Annotated in this window: 16 protein-coding genes; 6 read left to right on the top strand and 10 right to left on the bottom strand. The window is 72.2% G+C overall.

The window, feature by feature from the left end; translation table 11 throughout:
- Positions 1–66 precede the first annotated feature (66 nt).
- The 6 genes from EXE45_RS00615 to dacZ all read right to left on the bottom strand — a co-directional run bounded on the left by EXE45_RS00615 (position 67) and on the right by dacZ (position 7,125).
- The gene (locus EXE45_RS00615) at positions 67–1,593 is read right to left on the bottom strand and encodes a deoxyribodipyrimidine photo-lyase (protein ID WP_137693247.1); all 1,527 of its coding nucleotides are present in this window, start codon (positions 1,591–1,593) and stop codon (positions 67–69) included.
- Between the two features lie 93 nt (positions 1,594–1,686).
- Positions 1,687–2,133: a phosphate-starvation-inducible PsiE family protein gene (locus EXE45_RS00610; RefSeq protein WP_092922877.1), complete on the bottom strand. Its 447-nt coding sequence runs from the start codon at positions 2,131–2,133 to the stop codon at positions 1,687–1,689.
- A gap of 62 nt (positions 2,134–2,195) precedes the next feature.
- Positions 2,196–4,676, bottom strand: coding sequence for a DEAD/DEAH box helicase (locus EXE45_RS00605; protein ID WP_137693246.1), 2,481 nt, complete (start codon positions 4,674–4,676; stop codon positions 2,196–2,198).
- Positions 4,677–4,749: 73 nt separating this feature from the next.
- Entirely contained in the window at positions 4,750–5,415 is a 666-nt protein-coding gene (locus EXE45_RS00600; RefSeq protein ID WP_092922883.1) for a GNAT family N-acetyltransferase, read from the bottom strand.
- Between the two features lie 108 nt (positions 5,416–5,523).
- Positions 5,524–6,312 (bottom strand): mechanosensitive ion channel family protein, encoded by a 789-nt coding sequence (locus tag EXE45_RS00595; RefSeq protein WP_137693245.1) that lies wholly within the window; start codon positions 6,310–6,312, stop codon positions 5,524–5,526.
- 3 nt (positions 6,313–6,315) lie between these two features.
- Positions 6,316–7,125, bottom strand: coding sequence for a diadenylate cyclase DacZ (dacZ, locus tag EXE45_RS00590; RefSeq protein ID WP_137693244.1), 810 nt, complete (start codon positions 7,123–7,125; stop codon positions 6,316–6,318).
- 135 nt (positions 7,126–7,260) lie between these two features.
- On the opposite strand from dacZ, the gene EXE45_RS00585 reads away from it, so the two are divergent.
- Genes EXE45_RS00585 through EXE45_RS00575 form a run of 3 tightly spaced genes read left to right on the top strand, consistent with a single transcriptional unit; the run spans position 7,261 to position 10,460 of the window.
- Positions 7,261–8,373: an aldo/keto reductase gene (locus tag EXE45_RS00585; RefSeq protein WP_092922892.1), complete on the top strand. Its 1,113-nt coding sequence runs from the start codon at positions 7,261–7,263 to the stop codon at positions 8,371–8,373.
- Between the two features lie 60 nt (positions 8,374–8,433).
- Positions 8,434–9,108 carry a hypothetical protein gene (locus EXE45_RS00580; protein ID WP_137693243.1) on the top strand — a complete coding sequence of 225 codons (675 nt, stop codon included), beginning with the start codon at positions 8,434–8,436 and terminating at the stop codon, positions 9,106–9,108.
- Complete coding sequence (locus EXE45_RS00575) at positions 9,105–10,460, top strand: hypothetical protein (protein ID WP_137693242.1); 1,356 nt, start codon at positions 9,105–9,107, stop codon at positions 10,458–10,460. Before EXE45_RS00580 ends, EXE45_RS00575 begins: the two co-directional genes overlap by 4 nt.
- A gap of 62 nt (positions 10,461–10,522) precedes the next feature.
- Here the strand turns inward: EXE45_RS00575 and EXE45_RS20260 are convergent, their stop codons facing one another.
- On the bottom strand, positions 10,523–10,693 hold the full coding sequence (locus tag EXE45_RS20260; protein WP_167603403.1) for an HVO_0758 family zinc finger protein: 171 nt from the start codon (positions 10,691–10,693) through the stop codon (positions 10,523–10,525).
- Positions 10,694–10,938: 245 nt separating this feature from the next.
- Here EXE45_RS20260 and EXE45_RS00570 point away from each other — a divergent pair, with 245 nt between their 5' ends.
- The 3 genes from EXE45_RS00570 to EXE45_RS00560 all read left to right on the top strand — a co-directional run bounded on the left by EXE45_RS00570 (position 10,939) and on the right by EXE45_RS00560 (position 13,929).
- Positions 10,939–12,123 (top strand): MFS transporter, encoded by a 1,185-nt coding sequence (locus tag EXE45_RS00570; protein WP_092922902.1) that lies wholly within the window; start codon positions 10,939–10,941, stop codon positions 12,121–12,123.
- 89 nt (positions 12,124–12,212) lie between these two features.
- On the top strand, positions 12,213–13,397 hold the full coding sequence (locus EXE45_RS00565; RefSeq protein WP_092922905.1) for a glycosyl transferase family 2: 1,185 nt from the start codon (positions 12,213–12,215) through the stop codon (positions 13,395–13,397).
- Position 13,398: 1 nt separating this feature from the next.
- Complete coding sequence (locus tag EXE45_RS00560; RefSeq protein ID WP_137693241.1) at positions 13,399–13,929, top strand: hypothetical protein; 531 nt, start codon at positions 13,399–13,401, stop codon at positions 13,927–13,929.
- A 22-nt stretch (positions 13,930–13,951) separates the two neighbouring features.
- Here EXE45_RS00560 and EXE45_RS00555 read toward each other — a convergent pair whose 3' ends face one another.
- From EXE45_RS00555 to EXE45_RS00545, 3 genes are all read right to left on the bottom strand, one after another.
- Entirely contained in the window at positions 13,952–14,404 is a 453-nt protein-coding gene (locus EXE45_RS00555) for a DUF5804 family protein (RefSeq protein WP_092922911.1), read from the bottom strand.
- Between the two features lie 44 nt (positions 14,405–14,448).
- A complete protein-coding gene (locus EXE45_RS00550; RefSeq protein ID WP_092922914.1) occupies positions 14,449–15,165 on the bottom strand; it encodes an SDR family NAD(P)-dependent oxidoreductase in 717 nt (238 codons plus the stop codon).
- 81 nt (positions 15,166–15,246) lie between these two features.
- Positions 15,247–16,449, bottom strand: a complete 1,203-nt coding sequence (locus EXE45_RS00545; protein ID WP_137693240.1) for a methionine adenosyltransferase — start codon at positions 16,447–16,449, stop codon at positions 15,247–15,249.
- Positions 16,450–16,461: the final 12 nt, after the last annotated feature.

Raw genomic sequence — 16,461 nt, 5'->3', positions numbered from 1 at the left:
ACGGCTCGCGCGGTCAGGGGACTCGGCCGGGAGGCGATCGAGCGTCAGCGCGGTGGGATGCCCCGCTCACTCCTCCGGGTCCTCGCCCCGCGCCCGCTTGTACATCGCGAGCGCCTCCTCGCGCCGTTCGGAGTGGTCGACGATCGGCGCGGGGTAGTCGGGCGCCGCGTTCGCGCGCTGGGTGGGCGACAGCTCGTGCCACTCGTGGATCAGGTCGGCGTCGAGGCCGCGCAGTTCGGGGACGTACTGCGTTATGTACGCCGCGTCGGGGTCGTATCGCTCCCCCTGCGTCATCGGGTTGAAGATGCGGAAGTACGGCTGCGCGTCGGTCCCCGTCGAGGCCGCCCACTGCCACCCGCCGTTGTCGTTGGCGGTGTCGTGGTCGGCCAGGTGCTCCCGGAAGTGGTCGTAGCCGTGGCGCCAGTCGGCGAGGAGGTCCTTCGTCAGGAAGGAGGCGACGATCATCCGAACCCGGTTGTGCATGAACGCCTCCTCGCGCAGCTGGCGCATCCCGGCGTCGACGATGGGGTAGCCCGTCTCGCCGCGCTTCCACGCGGCGATCTCCTCGGGGTCGTCGCGCCACTCGATCCCCTCCTCGTACGTCTTGTAGTTCTCGGTGACGACCTCGGGGTTGTGGAAGAGGACCTGCGCGTAGAACTCGCGCCACGCCAGCTGCTGCTGGTACTCCTCGACCTGCTCCGGTGCGTCGTCGGGGCGGTCGTCGGACTCCGCCTCGGCCATCGCCGCCTCGGTCGCCGCGTACGCCTCCCGAACGCCGATCTCGCCGTACTTCAGGAACGCCGAGAGCCGGGAGGTCGCTTCCTTGGCGGGGTAGTCGCGCTCGGCCTCGTAGCCGAACACCGCCTCGTCGAGGAAGTCGTCGAGGCGCTCGCGGGCGGCGGCCGTCCCCGCGGGCCCGACCTCGGCGTCCGGCTCCGCGAAGCCGAGGTCGCCGGGGGTCGGAAGCGCCCCGACGCCGCCGTCGGTGACCGTTTCGTCGTCCGCGCCGGGCGCGTCGAGGGCGTCGGCGGCCGTCGCGAGCCGGTCGGCGGAGACGAGCCCTTCGGCGGTCGGCGTCGGCGCCGGATCGTCCTTCGCGCGGTCGGTCCACTTCTTCCAGTAGTAGCTGTACACCGAGTACGGGTCGCCGGCGTTCGTCCGGATCGCGTCGGGGTCGTGGAGGACCGCGTCGTGGTGGGCCTCCCGTTCGACGTCGACCGCGTCGAGCGCGCGCCGGACGCCGGCGTCGCGCTCGCGGGCGAGCCCGGAGTAGTCGCGGTTCCAGACGACGCGCTCCGCGTCGAGCGCGTCGGCGAGCCGCGGGATCGCGGTCCGGGGGTCGCCGCGGGCGACGAGCAGGTCGCTCCCGCGCTCGCGGTACGCCTCGCGGAGCGCGGCGAGCCCGTCGAGCAGGCGGCGCACGCGCACGTCGCTCGCGTGGTCGAGGACGTTCGGATCGAAGACGAAGGCGGGGGCGGCGGGCCCGCGGTCGGGAGCGTCGCCGTCCGCGCCGTCGTCACCCGCCCCCGTCGCGGCCGCGAGCCCGACGTTGTCGGCGGCCCTGAGGTCCCGTCGGTGCCAGAACAGCTCCATGGGATCGCCACGGACGCGTCCACCGTGAAACCACCGGGACCGGCGGCGGACTCCGCGCGGGCGAAGACCGGGGCGTTCCGGCTCGCCCCGGGTTCAGAGCTCCAGCCGTCCCGGAACGCTCACGCGGTCGAGGAGGAAGTAGCCGACCGTGAGCGTGAGGGTCAACCCGCCGAGGGCCGCGGCCGCGAACAGCGCCTCGGTTCCCCCGCCGTAGTCCTCCAGCCGGAAGCTGATCACGCGGCGGGAGACCGCGATGATCGCGGCGCTCACGACGATCCGGAGGACCGGCTGCCCCCGGGCGTACGCGACGAGCGTGCGGTGGACCTCGACGATGATCAGCAGCAGGAGGACGCTGTCGAGCAGCTGGACGACCTCCTCGGGATCGGTGAAGTTGCCCGCGACGAGCAGGCGGTACAGGGAGACGAACAGGTCGAAGACGCCGATGAGGAACAGGAGGAGGAGGAAGTACGCCGCGCCGAGGACGAGCCACTCCATCGCTCGCGCCGCGGGGTCCGCCGCGTCGTCCAGGTCGACACCCATCGAAGGAACGCTCGACAGCCGAGGAGAAGTCAGTTTTGGTGGCCTCGGTCGAGCCGGTCGCGTCAGCCGTCGGCCTCGCCCGTCAGCGACTCGAGCAGGTGGACCGCGGGCGCCTTCGCGAGCGGGTCGTTCCCGTTACCGCAGTGGGGCGACTGGACGCAGGCCGGGCACCCGCCCTCGCAGTCGCAGGAGTCGATGAGCCGCGCCGTCCGGATCATCAGCTCCTCGATCCGCCCGTGGCCGCGCCGGGTGAGCCCGACGCCGCCCGGGTACCCGTCGTAGACGAACACCGCCGGCCCCTCGGTGTGCGGGTGGTAGGGCGTGGAGATCCCGCCTACGTCGGCCCGGTCGCACAGCAGGTGGAACGGGAACAGCGAGATGATCCCGTGTTCGGCCGCGTGGATGCCGCCGTTGAACGCGTACTCGCCGCCCGGGATCGGTTCGCCGTCGTCGATGCCGCCGGCGTCCGCTCCGTCGCCTGCGTCGCTCTCGCCGCCGGCGTCGGGGTCGGGCGCGCCGCCGTCGGCGCTGACCTCGGGGTCGCCGGCGGCCTCGTCCCCGAGCGCGTCGCCGAGGCGCCGCATCTCGCGTTCGAGGTCCTCGGGCACGGGGAAGTACAGCGCCTTCGTCCGCAGCGTCGTCTCCGGGAGGTCGAGCGTCGACTCGCCGAGCGACTCCCCCGTCGCGGCGTCCTTCCGGACGAACCCGGTGATCTGCTCCGTCACCGTGACGTCAGCGAAGCGGACCGGCACGTCCGGGCGCGCCGAGAGCGCGCGCTCGTCGAGATCGTCGTTCACGACGACGTCCTTGTCGGAGCGCACCTGCGTGTAGTAGTCGGCCCACGACCGCTGGAGCTCGGCCACGTCGCGGTCGAGGTCCAGCTCCGTCACCTCGTAGGTGCGGCCCTGCTGATGGTAGATGGCGCCGGGGTGGGCGTCCCGGAGCGCGTCTGCGACGCCGAGCGTCGCGACCGTGTCGCCGCTCGACCGCTCGACGAGCGATATCTCGCGCTCCTCGGCGGTGCGGAGGTTCACGGACTGCTGCGGGCTCGACCCCCCGGCGTGGACCCACCGCGTCCCCGCGGCCGCCTCGCGCCGGTTCAGCACGCCCTCGTCGGTGAGGTCCGCCACCACGCCCGGGAAGGAGTCGCCGAAGAAGCGCTCGTCCTCGGGCGAGAGCCAGTTCTCGTCGGCCGCGCAGGCGACGTGGCCGGGCATGAGCTGGCCGTTCTCCGGGTCGCAGATCGCGTCCTCCGGCTGCGCGTCGAAGAAGTCGTTCGGGTTGCGCATGAGGTACTGGTCGAGCTGGTCCTCGCCGCCGACCATCACCACGAGGGCGGGGTCGTCGCCGCGGCCGGCGCGGCCCGCGCGCTGGTGGGCGGACATCCGCGTGCCGGGGTAGCCGTCCAGAATCACGACGTCGAGCCCGCCCACGTCGACGCCGAGTTCGAGGGCGCTCGTCGACCAGACGCCGCGCAGGTCGCCGGCGTGGAGGTCCGCCTCGATCTCGCGGCGCCGGTCGTCCGTGAGCGCGGCCTGGTACGCGCCGACCTTGCCGGCGAGGTCGCGCTCGCCCCGCTCGCGGAGGTCGCTCGCGCTGTCGGTGGCGTACTGCTCGGCGGTCTGCCGGGCGCGGGTGAACGCAAGCGTCTGCTGGCCCGCCGTCACGAGGTCGACGAACAGCCGCTTCGACTCCGTGTGGCTCGACTTCCGGCGCCCGCTGCCGCGCTCCCGCCAGTCGTCGTCGTACTCCGGCGGGTTCCACAGCACCCAGTCGCGCGGCCCCCGACCGGAGGCGTCCTCGTCGACCAGGGTAATCCCGTCCGGGTCGCGGCCGGTGACGGTCGCGACGTGGTCGACGGGGTTGTTGATCGTCGCCGAACAGCAGACGAACTGCGGCGAGGATCCGAACCGCTCGCACGTCCGCGCGAGCCGGCGCAGGGTCAGCGCGACCTGCGAGCCGAACACCCCGCGGTAGCTGTGGACCTCGTCGATCACGACGTACTCCAGCGACGAGAAGAACCAGTCCCAGAGGCGCCCGGCGTACGGCAGCAGCGCGTAGTGGAGCATGTCCGGGTTCGAGAGGAGGACGGTCGGCCGGCGGTCGCGCACGTCCCGCTTCTCCGCCCGCGAGAGCCGCCCGGTGTACGAGTCGACGGAGACCCGGCTGCCGAAGCCGAGGTCGGCGGCGAGCTCCGACAGCGACTCCTCCTGGTCGGCGATCAGCGCGTTCTGCGGGCCGACGTACAGCGTCCGCCCGCCGCGGTCCATCGCCGCCTCGAAGGCGGGAACGGTGTACGCGAGCGACTTCCCGCTGGCCGTCTCGGTCGCGAGGACGACGTCGTCGCCGTCGCGGACCGCCTCGATCGCGTCCGCCTGGTGGCGGTAGAGCCGGTCGATCCCCCGCGACGCGAGCGCGTCGTCGAGCCGCGGTTCGAGGTCGACGTCCGCGAAATCGGGTTCGCGCGCCGGGATCCGCCGGTGGTCGGCGATCTGTCCCTCGTAGAAGGGGCGGTCCCGCAGCCACTCGATGGCGTCGTCCACGGTTACGGAACCCTGGGGTCGGCGGGGCCTAACGGTTGCGGTGGCGACGCGGCGGGTGCGAGGGTGCCGACCCTCAGTCGTCCGCCGGTGACGGTGACGGCGCGGCGTCGACGGAAAGGGCCCCGGAGAGCGGCTCCGTCGGTCCCTCGCGGGCGAGCGGCGGCCAGCGGACCTCGGTCGCGATCGGATCGTCGAGGTCGAGCCGCATCCGGAGGTCTCCGCGGCGCTCGACGACCTCGAACCCGACCGTCCGGTAGACGTTCCGGGCGACGCGGTTGCCGGTCTCGACGTGGAGTTCGATCCCCTCGCGGCCGGCAGCGGCGGCGTTTGCGATCACGTGGCGGCACAGCTCCGTCCCCACGCCGCGGTCCTGCGCGTCCGGATGAACGAAGACGGCGAGTTCGGGGACCGCCGCGCCGGTCGGCGTGTACATGGCGTGGCCGAAGAGCTCGCCGTCCCGCTCCGCGACGACGTTGTTCCCCTCGGTCAGCATCGATCGGATCCAGTCGGCGCAGCGCCGCCGGCTCACGGGCGGGAGCCCCTGCGCGCGGTCCGTCCGGTCGAACCGCTCGTACATCTCGGCGAGGAACGGTTCGTCCCCCTCGACCGCGGGACGAATCGTCCAGCGCGCGCCCTCCTTGTCGACGAACCGCGGACAGCGCGGCGGGCAGTGCGGCGTCCCCTCGCACTCGCTGCCGTCCCACCCGTCGCAGGCGGCGATGGCGGTATCCGAGGTCATGTCTCCGCGTTAGCGGCGCGTCGGGTTATAGGGAGACAACGACTTTCACGGAGTGAGAACGGGTGACGACCGCCTCCGACGAGCCACGATCCGGAAGGGACAGAGCGGCTACTCTCGGATCAGCACGATCCCTTCGCGGAACACCGCGTGGTTCGGGACGACGTGTTCCTCGCCGTCCGTCTCGATGTGGGTGACGAACAGGTCGACCTCCTGAACGATGCCGCGCTCGCCGGCGACCCGCACCTCGTCGCCGATACCGTACGGCTGTCGCAGGAGGAGGAAGACGCCGGCCGCGGCCGAGGCGACGAGGTCCTTCGTCGCGAGCGCGGTGAACAGCACGACCGCGAACGCGTACGCCGCGAGCAGCACGACGAGCGCGAGCGTCTGGACGCCGACCTGTCCGAGCGCGACGAGCGCCGCGACGTACACCACGCTGTACTTCACGAGCGTGGGGAGCACCCCGAGTTCCGGGAGTTTGATCCCGCGAAGCCGCTCGGCGACGAGCAGCTCGGTCTTATCGCCGACGACGATCCCGACGATGAGGACGATCACGGCGACGAACAGCCGCGGGAGGAACGCCGCGACGCCGGACCAGAACCGGTCGAGGTAGTTCACGTCCGCGACGGTCAGAGCGACGATGACGGTGACGGCGAGGATGAAGTAGCTGGACAGCTGCGCTAAGATCCGCACCGTCGAGGTGTCGAACTCGCGGGCCGTCCGCTCGAAGGCGGTCCCCTCGATGACTTCGGGGACGCCGGCGCGGCGGAGCAGTCGGCGGTTGATCACCCCAGTGAGGTACGCTAACACGAGTCCCAACAGGAGGACGCCGAGCGCCAGCCAGATCCGGTACGGGACGTTTGCGAGGAACTCGGGGACGGTGATCTGGGCCGCGGACATGGGTCAGTACTCCTCCGGATCGATCTCCAAGACGAGTTCGCCCGCCTTGAACGCGCGGACGAGCCCGTCGGACTCGGAGAGCACGATCGAAGTCGAGTTGGTGTCGCGGGTGATCGCCGCGCCGGACATGTGGCGCGCGCCGAGCCCCTTCGGGATGTCGACGCCCTCGGCGGCGGGTTCGAGGTATCGGTACGCGGAGACGATCTTCCCGGAATCGGAGACGACGAACGCGCCGTCGAGCCGCGAGAACTCCTTTAACATCACGTTCACGATGGGGTCGCCGACGTGGACGTGACTCTTCTCGAAGGGGTTGTACGACAGCGGCCGCGACTTGTTCATCACCTTCCCCGCGTCCCCGACGACGAACAGGGCGCCCACCGGCTTCCCCTTCTGTCCCTTCTGCCCGAGTTCGATCGCGACCTCGAACACGTCGCGGATGACGCTCGGCTCCGCCCGGGAGTTGGCGAACAGGTCGTAGATACCGGTGTGGATCCCCTCGTCGACGGTGACGCGGATCACCGCGTCCGAGCCGCCGTCGAACACCGAGGTGACGCAGGCCACCTCGTCGCCCTCGGCGAGCAGGCCCTCGTCCATCGCGCCCTCGATACCGAACCGGATCCGGTCTTTGACGTTGTCGAACGGGAGCGGGAGCTCGACGAACGTCTCGGCGTCGACGTCGTTGTCGGGCGCGACGACGACGACCTCGACCCCGTCGTCCGCGAACCGGTCGTAGAAGGAACTCGTCGGGGAGAACAGCAGTGCGGCGTCCACGTCCGAGACGAGGTCCGCCAGGTGGTCGGTGAGCGAGGCCATTATCACGGGAGACAGGTGGAGTCCGTATAGTCGTTGCGTCGTGCGGGCGTCTGACGCCCGTTCGGAGGTCCGACGGAGCACCGCGGACCGGATTCCCGCGCGACTTTTATCCGCGAGTCGACTACCCGGGCGTACATGGCGACTCGCGAGGCCCTCTGGGAGTACCGGAACCGGTTCGGCGACGCCTTCGGACGGACGTACTTCCGGCGGTTCGGGGCGGGCGTCGTCTCCAGCGTCGGGCTCGGCACCTACCTCGGCGAGCCGACGCCCGCCGTCGACGAGGCCTCGCGCGAGTCGGTCGAACTGGCCCTGCGGTCGGGCGTGAACCACGTCGACACCGCTGTCAACTACCGCTGCGGCCGCGCCGAGCGCGTGGTCGGGGAGGCGCTCCGAGGCGCGCCGGTCGACCGCGAGTCAGTGGTCGTCGCGACGAAGGGCGGCTTCCTCCCGTTCGACGGCGAGCGCCCGGCCGATCCGAGCGCGTACGTCCGCGAGCGGTTCGTCGAGCCCGGGATCGTCGGCCCTGAGGACCTCGCGAACGGCGCGCACGCGATGACGCCGGACTACCTGGAGTGGTCGCTCGACCGCTCGCTCGACCGGCTCGGCCTCGAATCCGTCGACTGCTACTACGTCCACAACCCGGAGACCCAGCTCGCCGCCCGCTCGCGAGACGACGTGTACGACGCGCTCGAAGCCGCCTTCGAGGCCCTCGAACGCCGACGGGCCGCGGGCGACGTCGGCGCGTACGGCGTCGCCACGTGGAGCGCGTTCCGCGTCCCGGACGGCGACGACGGCTACCTCTCGCTCGCCGACGTCCTCTCGCGGGCCGAGGCCGCCGGCGAGGCGGTCGGCCCCGACGACGACCACGGGTTCGAGGCGATTCAGCTCCCCTTCAACGTCGCGATGGCGGACGCGTTCACGCGGCGGAACCAGCCCGCACCGCCGGGTTCGGACGGCGACGGTCCCGTCTCGACCCTCGAATTCGCCCACGAGGCCGGACTCTCCGTCGTGACGAGCGCGAGTATCGGGCAGGGCGAGCTGGCGGTCGAGGGCGCGATCCCCGCCGACGTCGACGCGACGCTCGCCGGGGAGACGCCGGCCCAGCGCGCGCTCAACTTCGCGCGGAGCGCCCCGGGCGTCACCTCGTCGCTCGTCGGGACGACCGATCCCGACCACGTCCGCGAGAACGTCGCCGCCGGCACCTTCGACCCGCTCGGCGCGTCGGCGTTCGACGCCGTCTTCGAGTGAGCGGGCGGCCGCGACCGCGCGAGCAAAAAACGTTTGTCGGGACCGACCCAAGCCGGGCGCATGTCCCCCACGCGACGAGCCCTCCTCGGTAGCGCGGCGCTCGGGGTCGCCGGCGCGCTCGCCGGCTGCCTCGGCGGCGGCGCGGGCGACGCGAACGATCCGGAGGCGGAGTCCGACCGGCGACAGACGTCGGGGACGGACTCGGACCCGACCGTGGTGAAGCCGCGGAACCCCGACGGCGAGAGCGTCCTTCTCGACGGGAGCGAGACGAACGGCGCGGGCGAGCCGGTCCCGATCGGGCGAGAGCTCGTCACGAGCGCGAGCCGGGCGAACGAGCTGTTGGTCGCCGAGGGCGTCGGTGACGCGGACCGCGAGTGGACCCGGACCTTCCTCGACGAGACCGACTACGACGCGGAGACGGTGTACGTCTCGCAGGGGGGCGTCCGGTCGTGTCAGCGCCTCGTGATCCACTCGGTTTCGTGGCGGCCCGGACACGTCGAGTACGAGTACTGCCGCGAGCTCAGGCCACCCGACGAGGCGTGCGAGGCGGACGCGGGGGTCGCCCTCGCGTTGCTCTTCCGGCTGCCGGTCGCGCTCGACGGGCGGCTCACCGGCTCCGGCTCCAGCGGGCGCACCCCGTGTCGGACCACGGAGACGGAGTACGCGGTGATCGACGGGAACGCGACCGTGCCCGGGAACGAGACGGCGATCGACGAGGGAGGTGACGCCTCGTGACGGAACGCCTGACCCGACGCGACGCGCTCGCCGCCGCCGGGGCGGTCGCGCTCGGGTCGCTCGCCGGCTGTTCCGGCGGGGGGAGCGAGCCCGAGTTCTGGGACGACCCGCCGTCGCTCGACGTCGAGCGCGTCCCGAGCGAGTTCGACGAGCCGGTCCCGGAGCCCCCGCGGCTCGTTCCGGTCGATTTCGAGCCCGGGGTGGCGGCGGCGTTCGCGGACCGCGTCGACCGCCTGCTCAGTCCGATACCGGAGCCGCTGACCGCCGAGACGCTTCCGAACGGCGAGATCCGCGAGCGGATCGAAGCGGAGCGGACGGCGGCTCGGAAGTCGGTCCCGGGCTCGGACGAGTCGCTGCCACCGCTGCGGACCGCAGAGCGGTACACCGCGGCGCGAGATCACGCCGCGACCGCCGTCGGCACGTGGGCCGCCGTGACAGTCGAGGGCGATCCGTCGCAAGTGGCCGCCGACGTCGGGACGGTCCGCCGACGCGTGGCCGAGACGCTGGACGCGCTACCCGGGCCCGCAGCGGACCCGCCGGCCGGCGCCGCGATCTACGGGCCGATCGAGCGCTGGTACGACGAGGCGCAGCGGCAGACGCTGGTCGGCGGGGGCGCCGACCCCGATCGCCGCGCGAATCCGATTCGGACGGGCGAGTCCGTCGGTGACGTCGAGCGGGTCCAGTCGTCCGTCGAGGCGGGGCGGTACCTCCGCGACCGGTATCGGGCGTCGCTCGCTGCCCCGGAACCGGTCGAAGCGGCCCTCCGCCGCGAGGCGAAACGGCTCGGCCGCGAGGTCGGCGAACGGCTCGAGGCGCTCCACGGCGAGGACGTGGAGGAGATCCGATCGAACCCCGGAACCGAGTCGTTGCTCGACGAACGACCCGTCCCGCGGGACGCGCCGAGCGTCTCGCTGCTCTCGACCGCCGGCTACCGGGCGTTCGAGAACCTCTGGTTCGCACCGATTCCGGTCGGGAACTACGAGCCGGAACACCCTGCGACCGCGCTCGTACGGACGCTCCTGCTCCGCGTTCGACTCCGGGGACTCGACGTCGTCGCGTCCCGGATAGAGGCGGGCGAGACGATGTTTCCCGCGGACGCCGCCGCGGTCGGCGCGGCGCGCGACGCGGCGATCGAGTCGACCGCGTCGCTCGCGTCGAGCGCGAATCCGCTGGACCGGTGGCTGGCGACGCAGTTCCGTCCGTTGTTCGAGGAGCCCGACGGGGCCCTCACAGCGGCCGAGCGGGACGCTCATCGGGTGGTCGAGGCGTACACCGCGTACCGGTGGATAGAGACGGTCACGGGCGAGGCGCGAGCGGTGACCGAGTCGGTCGCGGCCGCGTTCGACTCCTGATCGGATTCGATCGCGGTGCGCGAGGGGGAAAGAGAGACGTCGGAAGCAGCGAGGGGAGACCGTCAGCGAAGCTCCTTGAACCGGCTTCCGCACTCCGGACAGATCCGGACCGCGAACACCTCGTCGGGGTCGTTCTCCTTTTTTAATACCTTGTCGCAGTCGGCGCAGTTGAGCCGCTCGTAGGTGTCCTTGACGAGGTCGCCGTCGCGGAGCCCCTTGCGCGTGGATTTCATACCCCGCCGTTCGTCGGCGGGGCGGATAAAAACCCCGTACGACAGCGGTCTGACGCGTCTGCCGATACCGACGCCGAGACGGGTCGGGCGGCGAGACCGATACCCGGTTTCACGGCGCCGCACTCGGCCGCGTCCGTGGCGTCCGCGCTCGGCCGCGTCCGTGGCGTCCGCGCTCGGCCGCGTCCGTAACGTCCGCGCTCGGCCGCTTTCGCAACCCTTGTGTCCGGGCGCGGGGAATCGCCGCCGTGTCACGGACCCGGCTGTTCGGATCGCTCTGCGCGCTGGTCTTCCTCGTCAACTTCGCGCGGGTCGTGTTCGCGCCCCTCGTGGGCGAGTTCATCGACGCGTTCGGGATCCAAGAGGGGACCGCGGGCCTCATCGTCACGCTCGCGTGGCTCGGCTCCGCGGCTCCGCGGATCCCCGCCGGCTGGGCGCTCACGCGCTTCACGCGGCGACGGGTGATACTCGTCTCCGGCGCGATGCTGACCGCGGGGGGGCTCGGCGTCGCGCTCGCGCCGAGCGTGCTCGCGCTCATGGTCGCCGCCTTCGCGATCGGCTTGGCCTCGGGCGTCTACTTCGTGGCCGCGAACCCCTTCATCGCGGAGCTGTTCCCCCGGCGCGTCGGGCGGGCGATGGGCGTTCACGGCACCGCGAGCCAGCTCGCCGCCGTCATCGCCGCGCCCGCGGTCACCGTCGCGCTGTGGTACGACTGGCGGTACGCCTTCTACGGGCTCGCGGCCGCCGCGGCCGCCAGCACGCTCGTGTTCGCCGCGCTCGCGGCGCGGACCAATCTCCCGGACGCCGGCGCGGGAGACACCGACTTCCTCGCGGCCGCCCGCGGCGAGTGGAAGCTGATCCTCGCCGGGGTCGTGCTGATGGGGCTCACGAGCTTCGTCTGGCAGGGCCTGTTCAACTTCTACGAGCTGTACATGATCGACAAGGGGCTGCCGCCGGCGACCGCGCGGAACCTCCTGACGGTGATCTTCGCCGCCGGCGTGCCCGCGTTCCTCGTGTCGGGCGACCTCGCGGACCGGCTTCCCCACGTGCCGTACCTGCTCGGTATCGTCACGGCGTTCGTCGGCGGGGTCGTCCTCGTCGTCGTCGCAGAGGGGCTGGCGGCGGTGATCGCCGCGAGCGTCGTCGTCGGCTTCGCCATCCACATGCTGTTTCCGGCGGGCGACACGTACCTCCTCGGGTCCCTCCCCGACGAGTCGCGCGCGTCGGCGTACGCGATGTTCTCCGCCGGGATGATGTCGACGCAGGCGGCCGGCTCCTGGGTCGTCGGCGAGGCCGTCGAGGCGGGCGCGACGTACGACGCCGTCTTCCTCGCGCTCGCCGGCGGGCTCGCGGCTCTCGTCGTCGCGTACGCGGCGCTGTACCGCCTCGGGCGCGTTCCCGGCGGCGCCGCGGGCGCGACGCGTGCGGTCTGAGGCCGCGCGGGCGGAGCGCGGCCGGTCGGGACCGGCACGCGCCTACGGTACCGCACCTGTTTTGGGCGTCCCGCCCGTGTGATCGGTAAATGGAGTACGTTCAGGAGCGCGTGACGACCCTTCACGCGTTGACCGACCACCGGCCCGACGCCCCCACGGACCGGGCCGCGGTCGTCGTGCCGATGACCGAGCGCGAGTACGGGACGCTCGCGGCCGAGCGTGTGCTCTCGTCGCTGGAGACCGTCGACCCCGCTCGGGTGATCGTCCCGCTGCGAGCGTCGGCCGACCGCGCCGGGGCGTTCGCGGAGTGGCTCGACGGGTTCGACCTCGACGTCGAGACGCTGTGGTGCGACGGCCCCCGGCTCGCGTCGCTGCTGGAGGCGCGGGGACTCGACGGCGACCGCGGGAAGGGGCGCGACGTGTGGCTCGCCCTCGGTCGCGCGCTCGACGAGGAGTTCGTCGTCGTCCACGACGCCGACACGAAGACGTACTCGCCGGCGTTCGTGAACCGGCTGCTGTTCCCGCTGGGGCGCGGCTACGACTTCTCGAAGGGGTACTACGCCCGCGTCGAGGACGGCTCGCTGTACGGGCGGCTGTTCAGGCTCTTCTTCCGACCGCTCGTCCGCGCGCTCGCCGATGCCGCGCCCGGCCGAATGCCCGACGTCTTAGAGTACCTCTCCGCGTTCCGCTACGCGCTCGCGGGCGAATTCGCGGCGACGAGCGACCTCGTCTCCCGGCTCCGCGTCCAGCGCGGCTGGGGGCTGGAGGTCGGGACGCTGGGCGAGGCGTTCGGCCACGCGGGCTTCGCGGACAGCGCGCAGGTCGACCTCGGGCGCTACGAGCACGACCACCGCTCCGTCGAGGGGCCGACGGGCCTCGCGGACATGAGCCGGGCGGTCGGCGCGGCGACGCTGCGCGCGGTCGAGGACGCCGGCGTCGACGTCGACTACGACGGCCTCGCCGAGCGGTACCGCGACGCCGCGGAGACGCTGGTCGACGGCTACGCGACCGACGCGGGGTTCAACGGCCTCTCGTACGACGCGGCCGACGAGCGGTCGCAGGTGGCGACCTATGCCGAGGCGCTCGGCGAGCCCGGTCCCGACACCCGGCTCCCGGCGTGGGAGGACGCGCCGGTCGACCCCGATGAGGTCCGGGAGGCCGCGCGCGCGGACCTCGACGCGGTTCGCGGCGACGGGGCGACCGGCGGGATCGACGCCGCCGGCGCTCAGGCGACCGACGACGGGCAGGCGGAGCCCGCTCCGGGGGAGGACTGAGATGGCGGACGGAAGCGGGCCGAGCGTCGCCGCGCGCGACGACCTCGCCGGCGTCGTCGACCTGTTCGGGTGGCTCACCCGCACGGAGCTGTCGCGGGCGCTCTCCGAGCTTGCGTTCAAGCAGCGCGCCGAGGTCGACGAGGACGCCATCGACGCCGCCATCGACCTCGCGGTCGCCGAGTACGCGCTCGTGCCGGCTCCCGACGAGGCGCTCTCGCGCGCGGAATCCGAGCCGATCTCCGACGGAGGGACCGCCCTCGCGGTCGGTCCGGCCGCGTTCCCGACGCTCCCGGAGGGCGCCGAGGACCTCCCGCACATCCTCGACGTGCCCGACCGCGGCGTCGACCGCGAGGCACTCGCGGACGCGGTGCTCGACCGGCTCCGCGAGGAGGCGATCGAGGCGATAGGGGAAGGCGACGCCGACCGGCTGGAGACGCTCGCGGACGTGACCTACGACGTGGAGGCGTGGGCGCCGGTCGACGTGGATCCCGTCCGGACCCGGATCCTCGCGGAAGTGGACGAGGGAGCGTGAGTCCGGGGAGCGCCGCGGCCCCTCACCCAGAGAACTCTGACTCGCTCACGCGGACGACGAGGGTCTCGTCCACGTCGCGGAGGTCGTACTCGGGCCTCTCGCCCTGTCGCCGCCGGACGAAGAGGGGCTCGACCGGGCGCCCGTCGACGAGCCCGAACACCTTCAGTCGCTGGTCGGTCTCCTCGGGGGGCACGTCGCCGTCGCGGACCTCGCGGGCGAGGTCGCGCGAGAGCCACTCGTCGGTCGCGACCGAGGGCTCCAGGACGAGCGCCTCCGCGACGAAGCGGACGAGGTACCAGTCGAGGTCGTTGAGCAGGGAGACGGCGGCGCCGAGGCTCACGGTGTCGACGGCGACGCTGTTCTCGAAGGGCTCCTCGATCCGGTAGGTGGCGAGCGCGTCCCGCGCGGTCTCGCGGGAGAGCAGCTCGTAGGAGAGCTCCACGTCGGGGTCGCCGAGGAGACACACCCGCGTCACACCTCGGCGGTCGCGGGGAGCGGTGAAATCGGTTGCGGTCGGCCCTACCACGAGATCCGCTCGCGGTCCTTCCAGAGGTGCCCCGCGGGGCTCCCCGGCGCGAACCGCGCGAGCCAGACCGGCGTTTCGGCGCCCTTCGAGGGGGTTCGGGGCGCCTCGTCGCCGCCCATGTCGGTCCGGACCCAGCCCGGCGAGACGGCGTTCGCGATGAGCCCCCGCTCGCCGTACTCGCCGTCGAGGTACGCCGTCAGCCCGCCGACGCCGACCTTCGAGAGCCGGTAGGCAGGATACCCGCCGCCCATCTCCCCCTCGGTGAACTGGCCCAGCCCCGACGAGAGGCTCACGACGCGACCCCCGGTCCCCTCTAAGAGCAGCGGCAGCGCGTGCTTGGTCAGGACGACCGGCCCGCGGAGGTTCACGGCCGTCGTGCGGTCGAAGTCCGCGACGTCCATCTCGTGGAGCGGTCCCGACCGCGGGAACACGCCCGCGTTGTTCACGAGGACGTCGAGCGAGCCCGCCTCGCGCTCGATCCGGTCGACCGCGGCGCGAACCTCGGCGTCGTCGGTCACGTCCAACCGGACCGCGCGCTGGTCCGCCGCGGTCACGTCGTCGGGGTCGCGCGCCCCGGCGTAGACGGTCGCTCCCAGATCGGCGAGTTCCGCGGCGATCTCGGCGCCGATCCCGCGCGTCGCGCCGGTGACGAGCGCGGCGTCGTCGGTCAGGTCGGCCTTGAGCTCGACGTCCGTCGGCGTGTCTGCCATGCCGTCCGGTACGGCGCCTCGCCTGTAGAAACCTCGGGCCGGTGTGGCTCGCCCCGGTTCACGGTCCGACCGTGTCCGCGCTCAGAACGTCGAGACGTCGCCCTCGATGACGCTGCGGGTCACGTCCGTCACGTCGGCCAGCTCGCGGTCGACGATTTCGAGGACGTCGGCCTCGATGTCGGCCAACGTCACGTCGCCCTCGGTGACGATCTGGGCGTCCGCGACGTGCGGCTCGTCGATCGGGCGGCCGATCTGCGAGAGCAGCCGGACCTGGAGGTCCCTGATCCCGTCGACCTCCTCGGTGACCGACTCGGCGACCCGCGTCGAGAGGAGGTTGTAGATCTTCCCGATGTGGTTGACGGGGTTCTTCCCGGAGGTCGCCTCCATCGACATCGGTCGGTTCGGCGTGATGAGGCCGTTCGCGCGGTTGCCGCGCCCGACCGAACCGTCGTCGCCCTGCTCGCCGGAGGTGCCGGTGACGGTGAGGTAGACGGAGCCCTCGTCGTAGTCGTCGGCGGTGTTGACGTCGACGCCCACCTCGCGGTCGGTGTACCCGCGGGCGAGGTCGTCGACGTACTCGCGGACGCTCTCGACCGCGTCGTCGTACTCGTCGAGGCCGTCGACGTACCGATCGACCATCGCGGCGGCGACGGTGATATCGATCCGGTCGCCCTCGCGTTTGCCCATGATCTTCACGTCGGGCCCGAGCTCGGGGTGGTCCTCGTGGTACGTCGTGTTGAGCGCGCGCTCGGCCTCGTAGACGATCGTCTCCGTCTCGGTGAGCGGGGCGTGGCCGACGCCGAAGGAGGTGTCGTTGGCCATCGGCACCTGCTGGGTCTCCTCGCCGAAGACGTCCTGGAGGTCGCCCGAGCCCTCGCCCAGCTTGACGTCGACGACGACGTCGGTGCCGTACTCCAGCTCCGGGATCGCCTCGGAGAGGTAGTCGCGGGCGGCCGCGAGCGCGGTCGAGTCGACGGGGAGCTGCTCGCCCTCGTACTCCTTCGTGGCGCGGCCGACGATGAGGATGTAGATGGGCTCGACGACCTCGCCGCCGCCGAACGCCGGGGCCGCGCGGCCGGCGACCAGCTGCGTCTCGTCGGTGTTGTAGTGGAGCACCTTGCCGACGCGGTCCAGATAGAGCTGCGAGAGCGCCCGCGAGACCGACTCCGCGACGCCGTCACAGACGGAGTCGGGATGACCGATCCCCTTTCGCTCGACGATCTCGACCTCCTGGTCCTCGACCGCCTGCCGGTCGAGGCGACTGACCTGTATGTTCCGGTCCATTGCCGCCGGATA

The organism is Halorubrum sp. SP9 (assembly GCF_005435015.1).
Taxonomy (GTDB): domain Archaea; phylum Halobacteriota; class Halobacteria; order Halobacteriales; family Haloferacaceae; genus Halorubrum; species Halorubrum sodomense.
The sequence above is the reverse complement of the archived record's forward strand: the minus strand, read 5'-3'. Positions and strand labels throughout refer to the sequence as shown.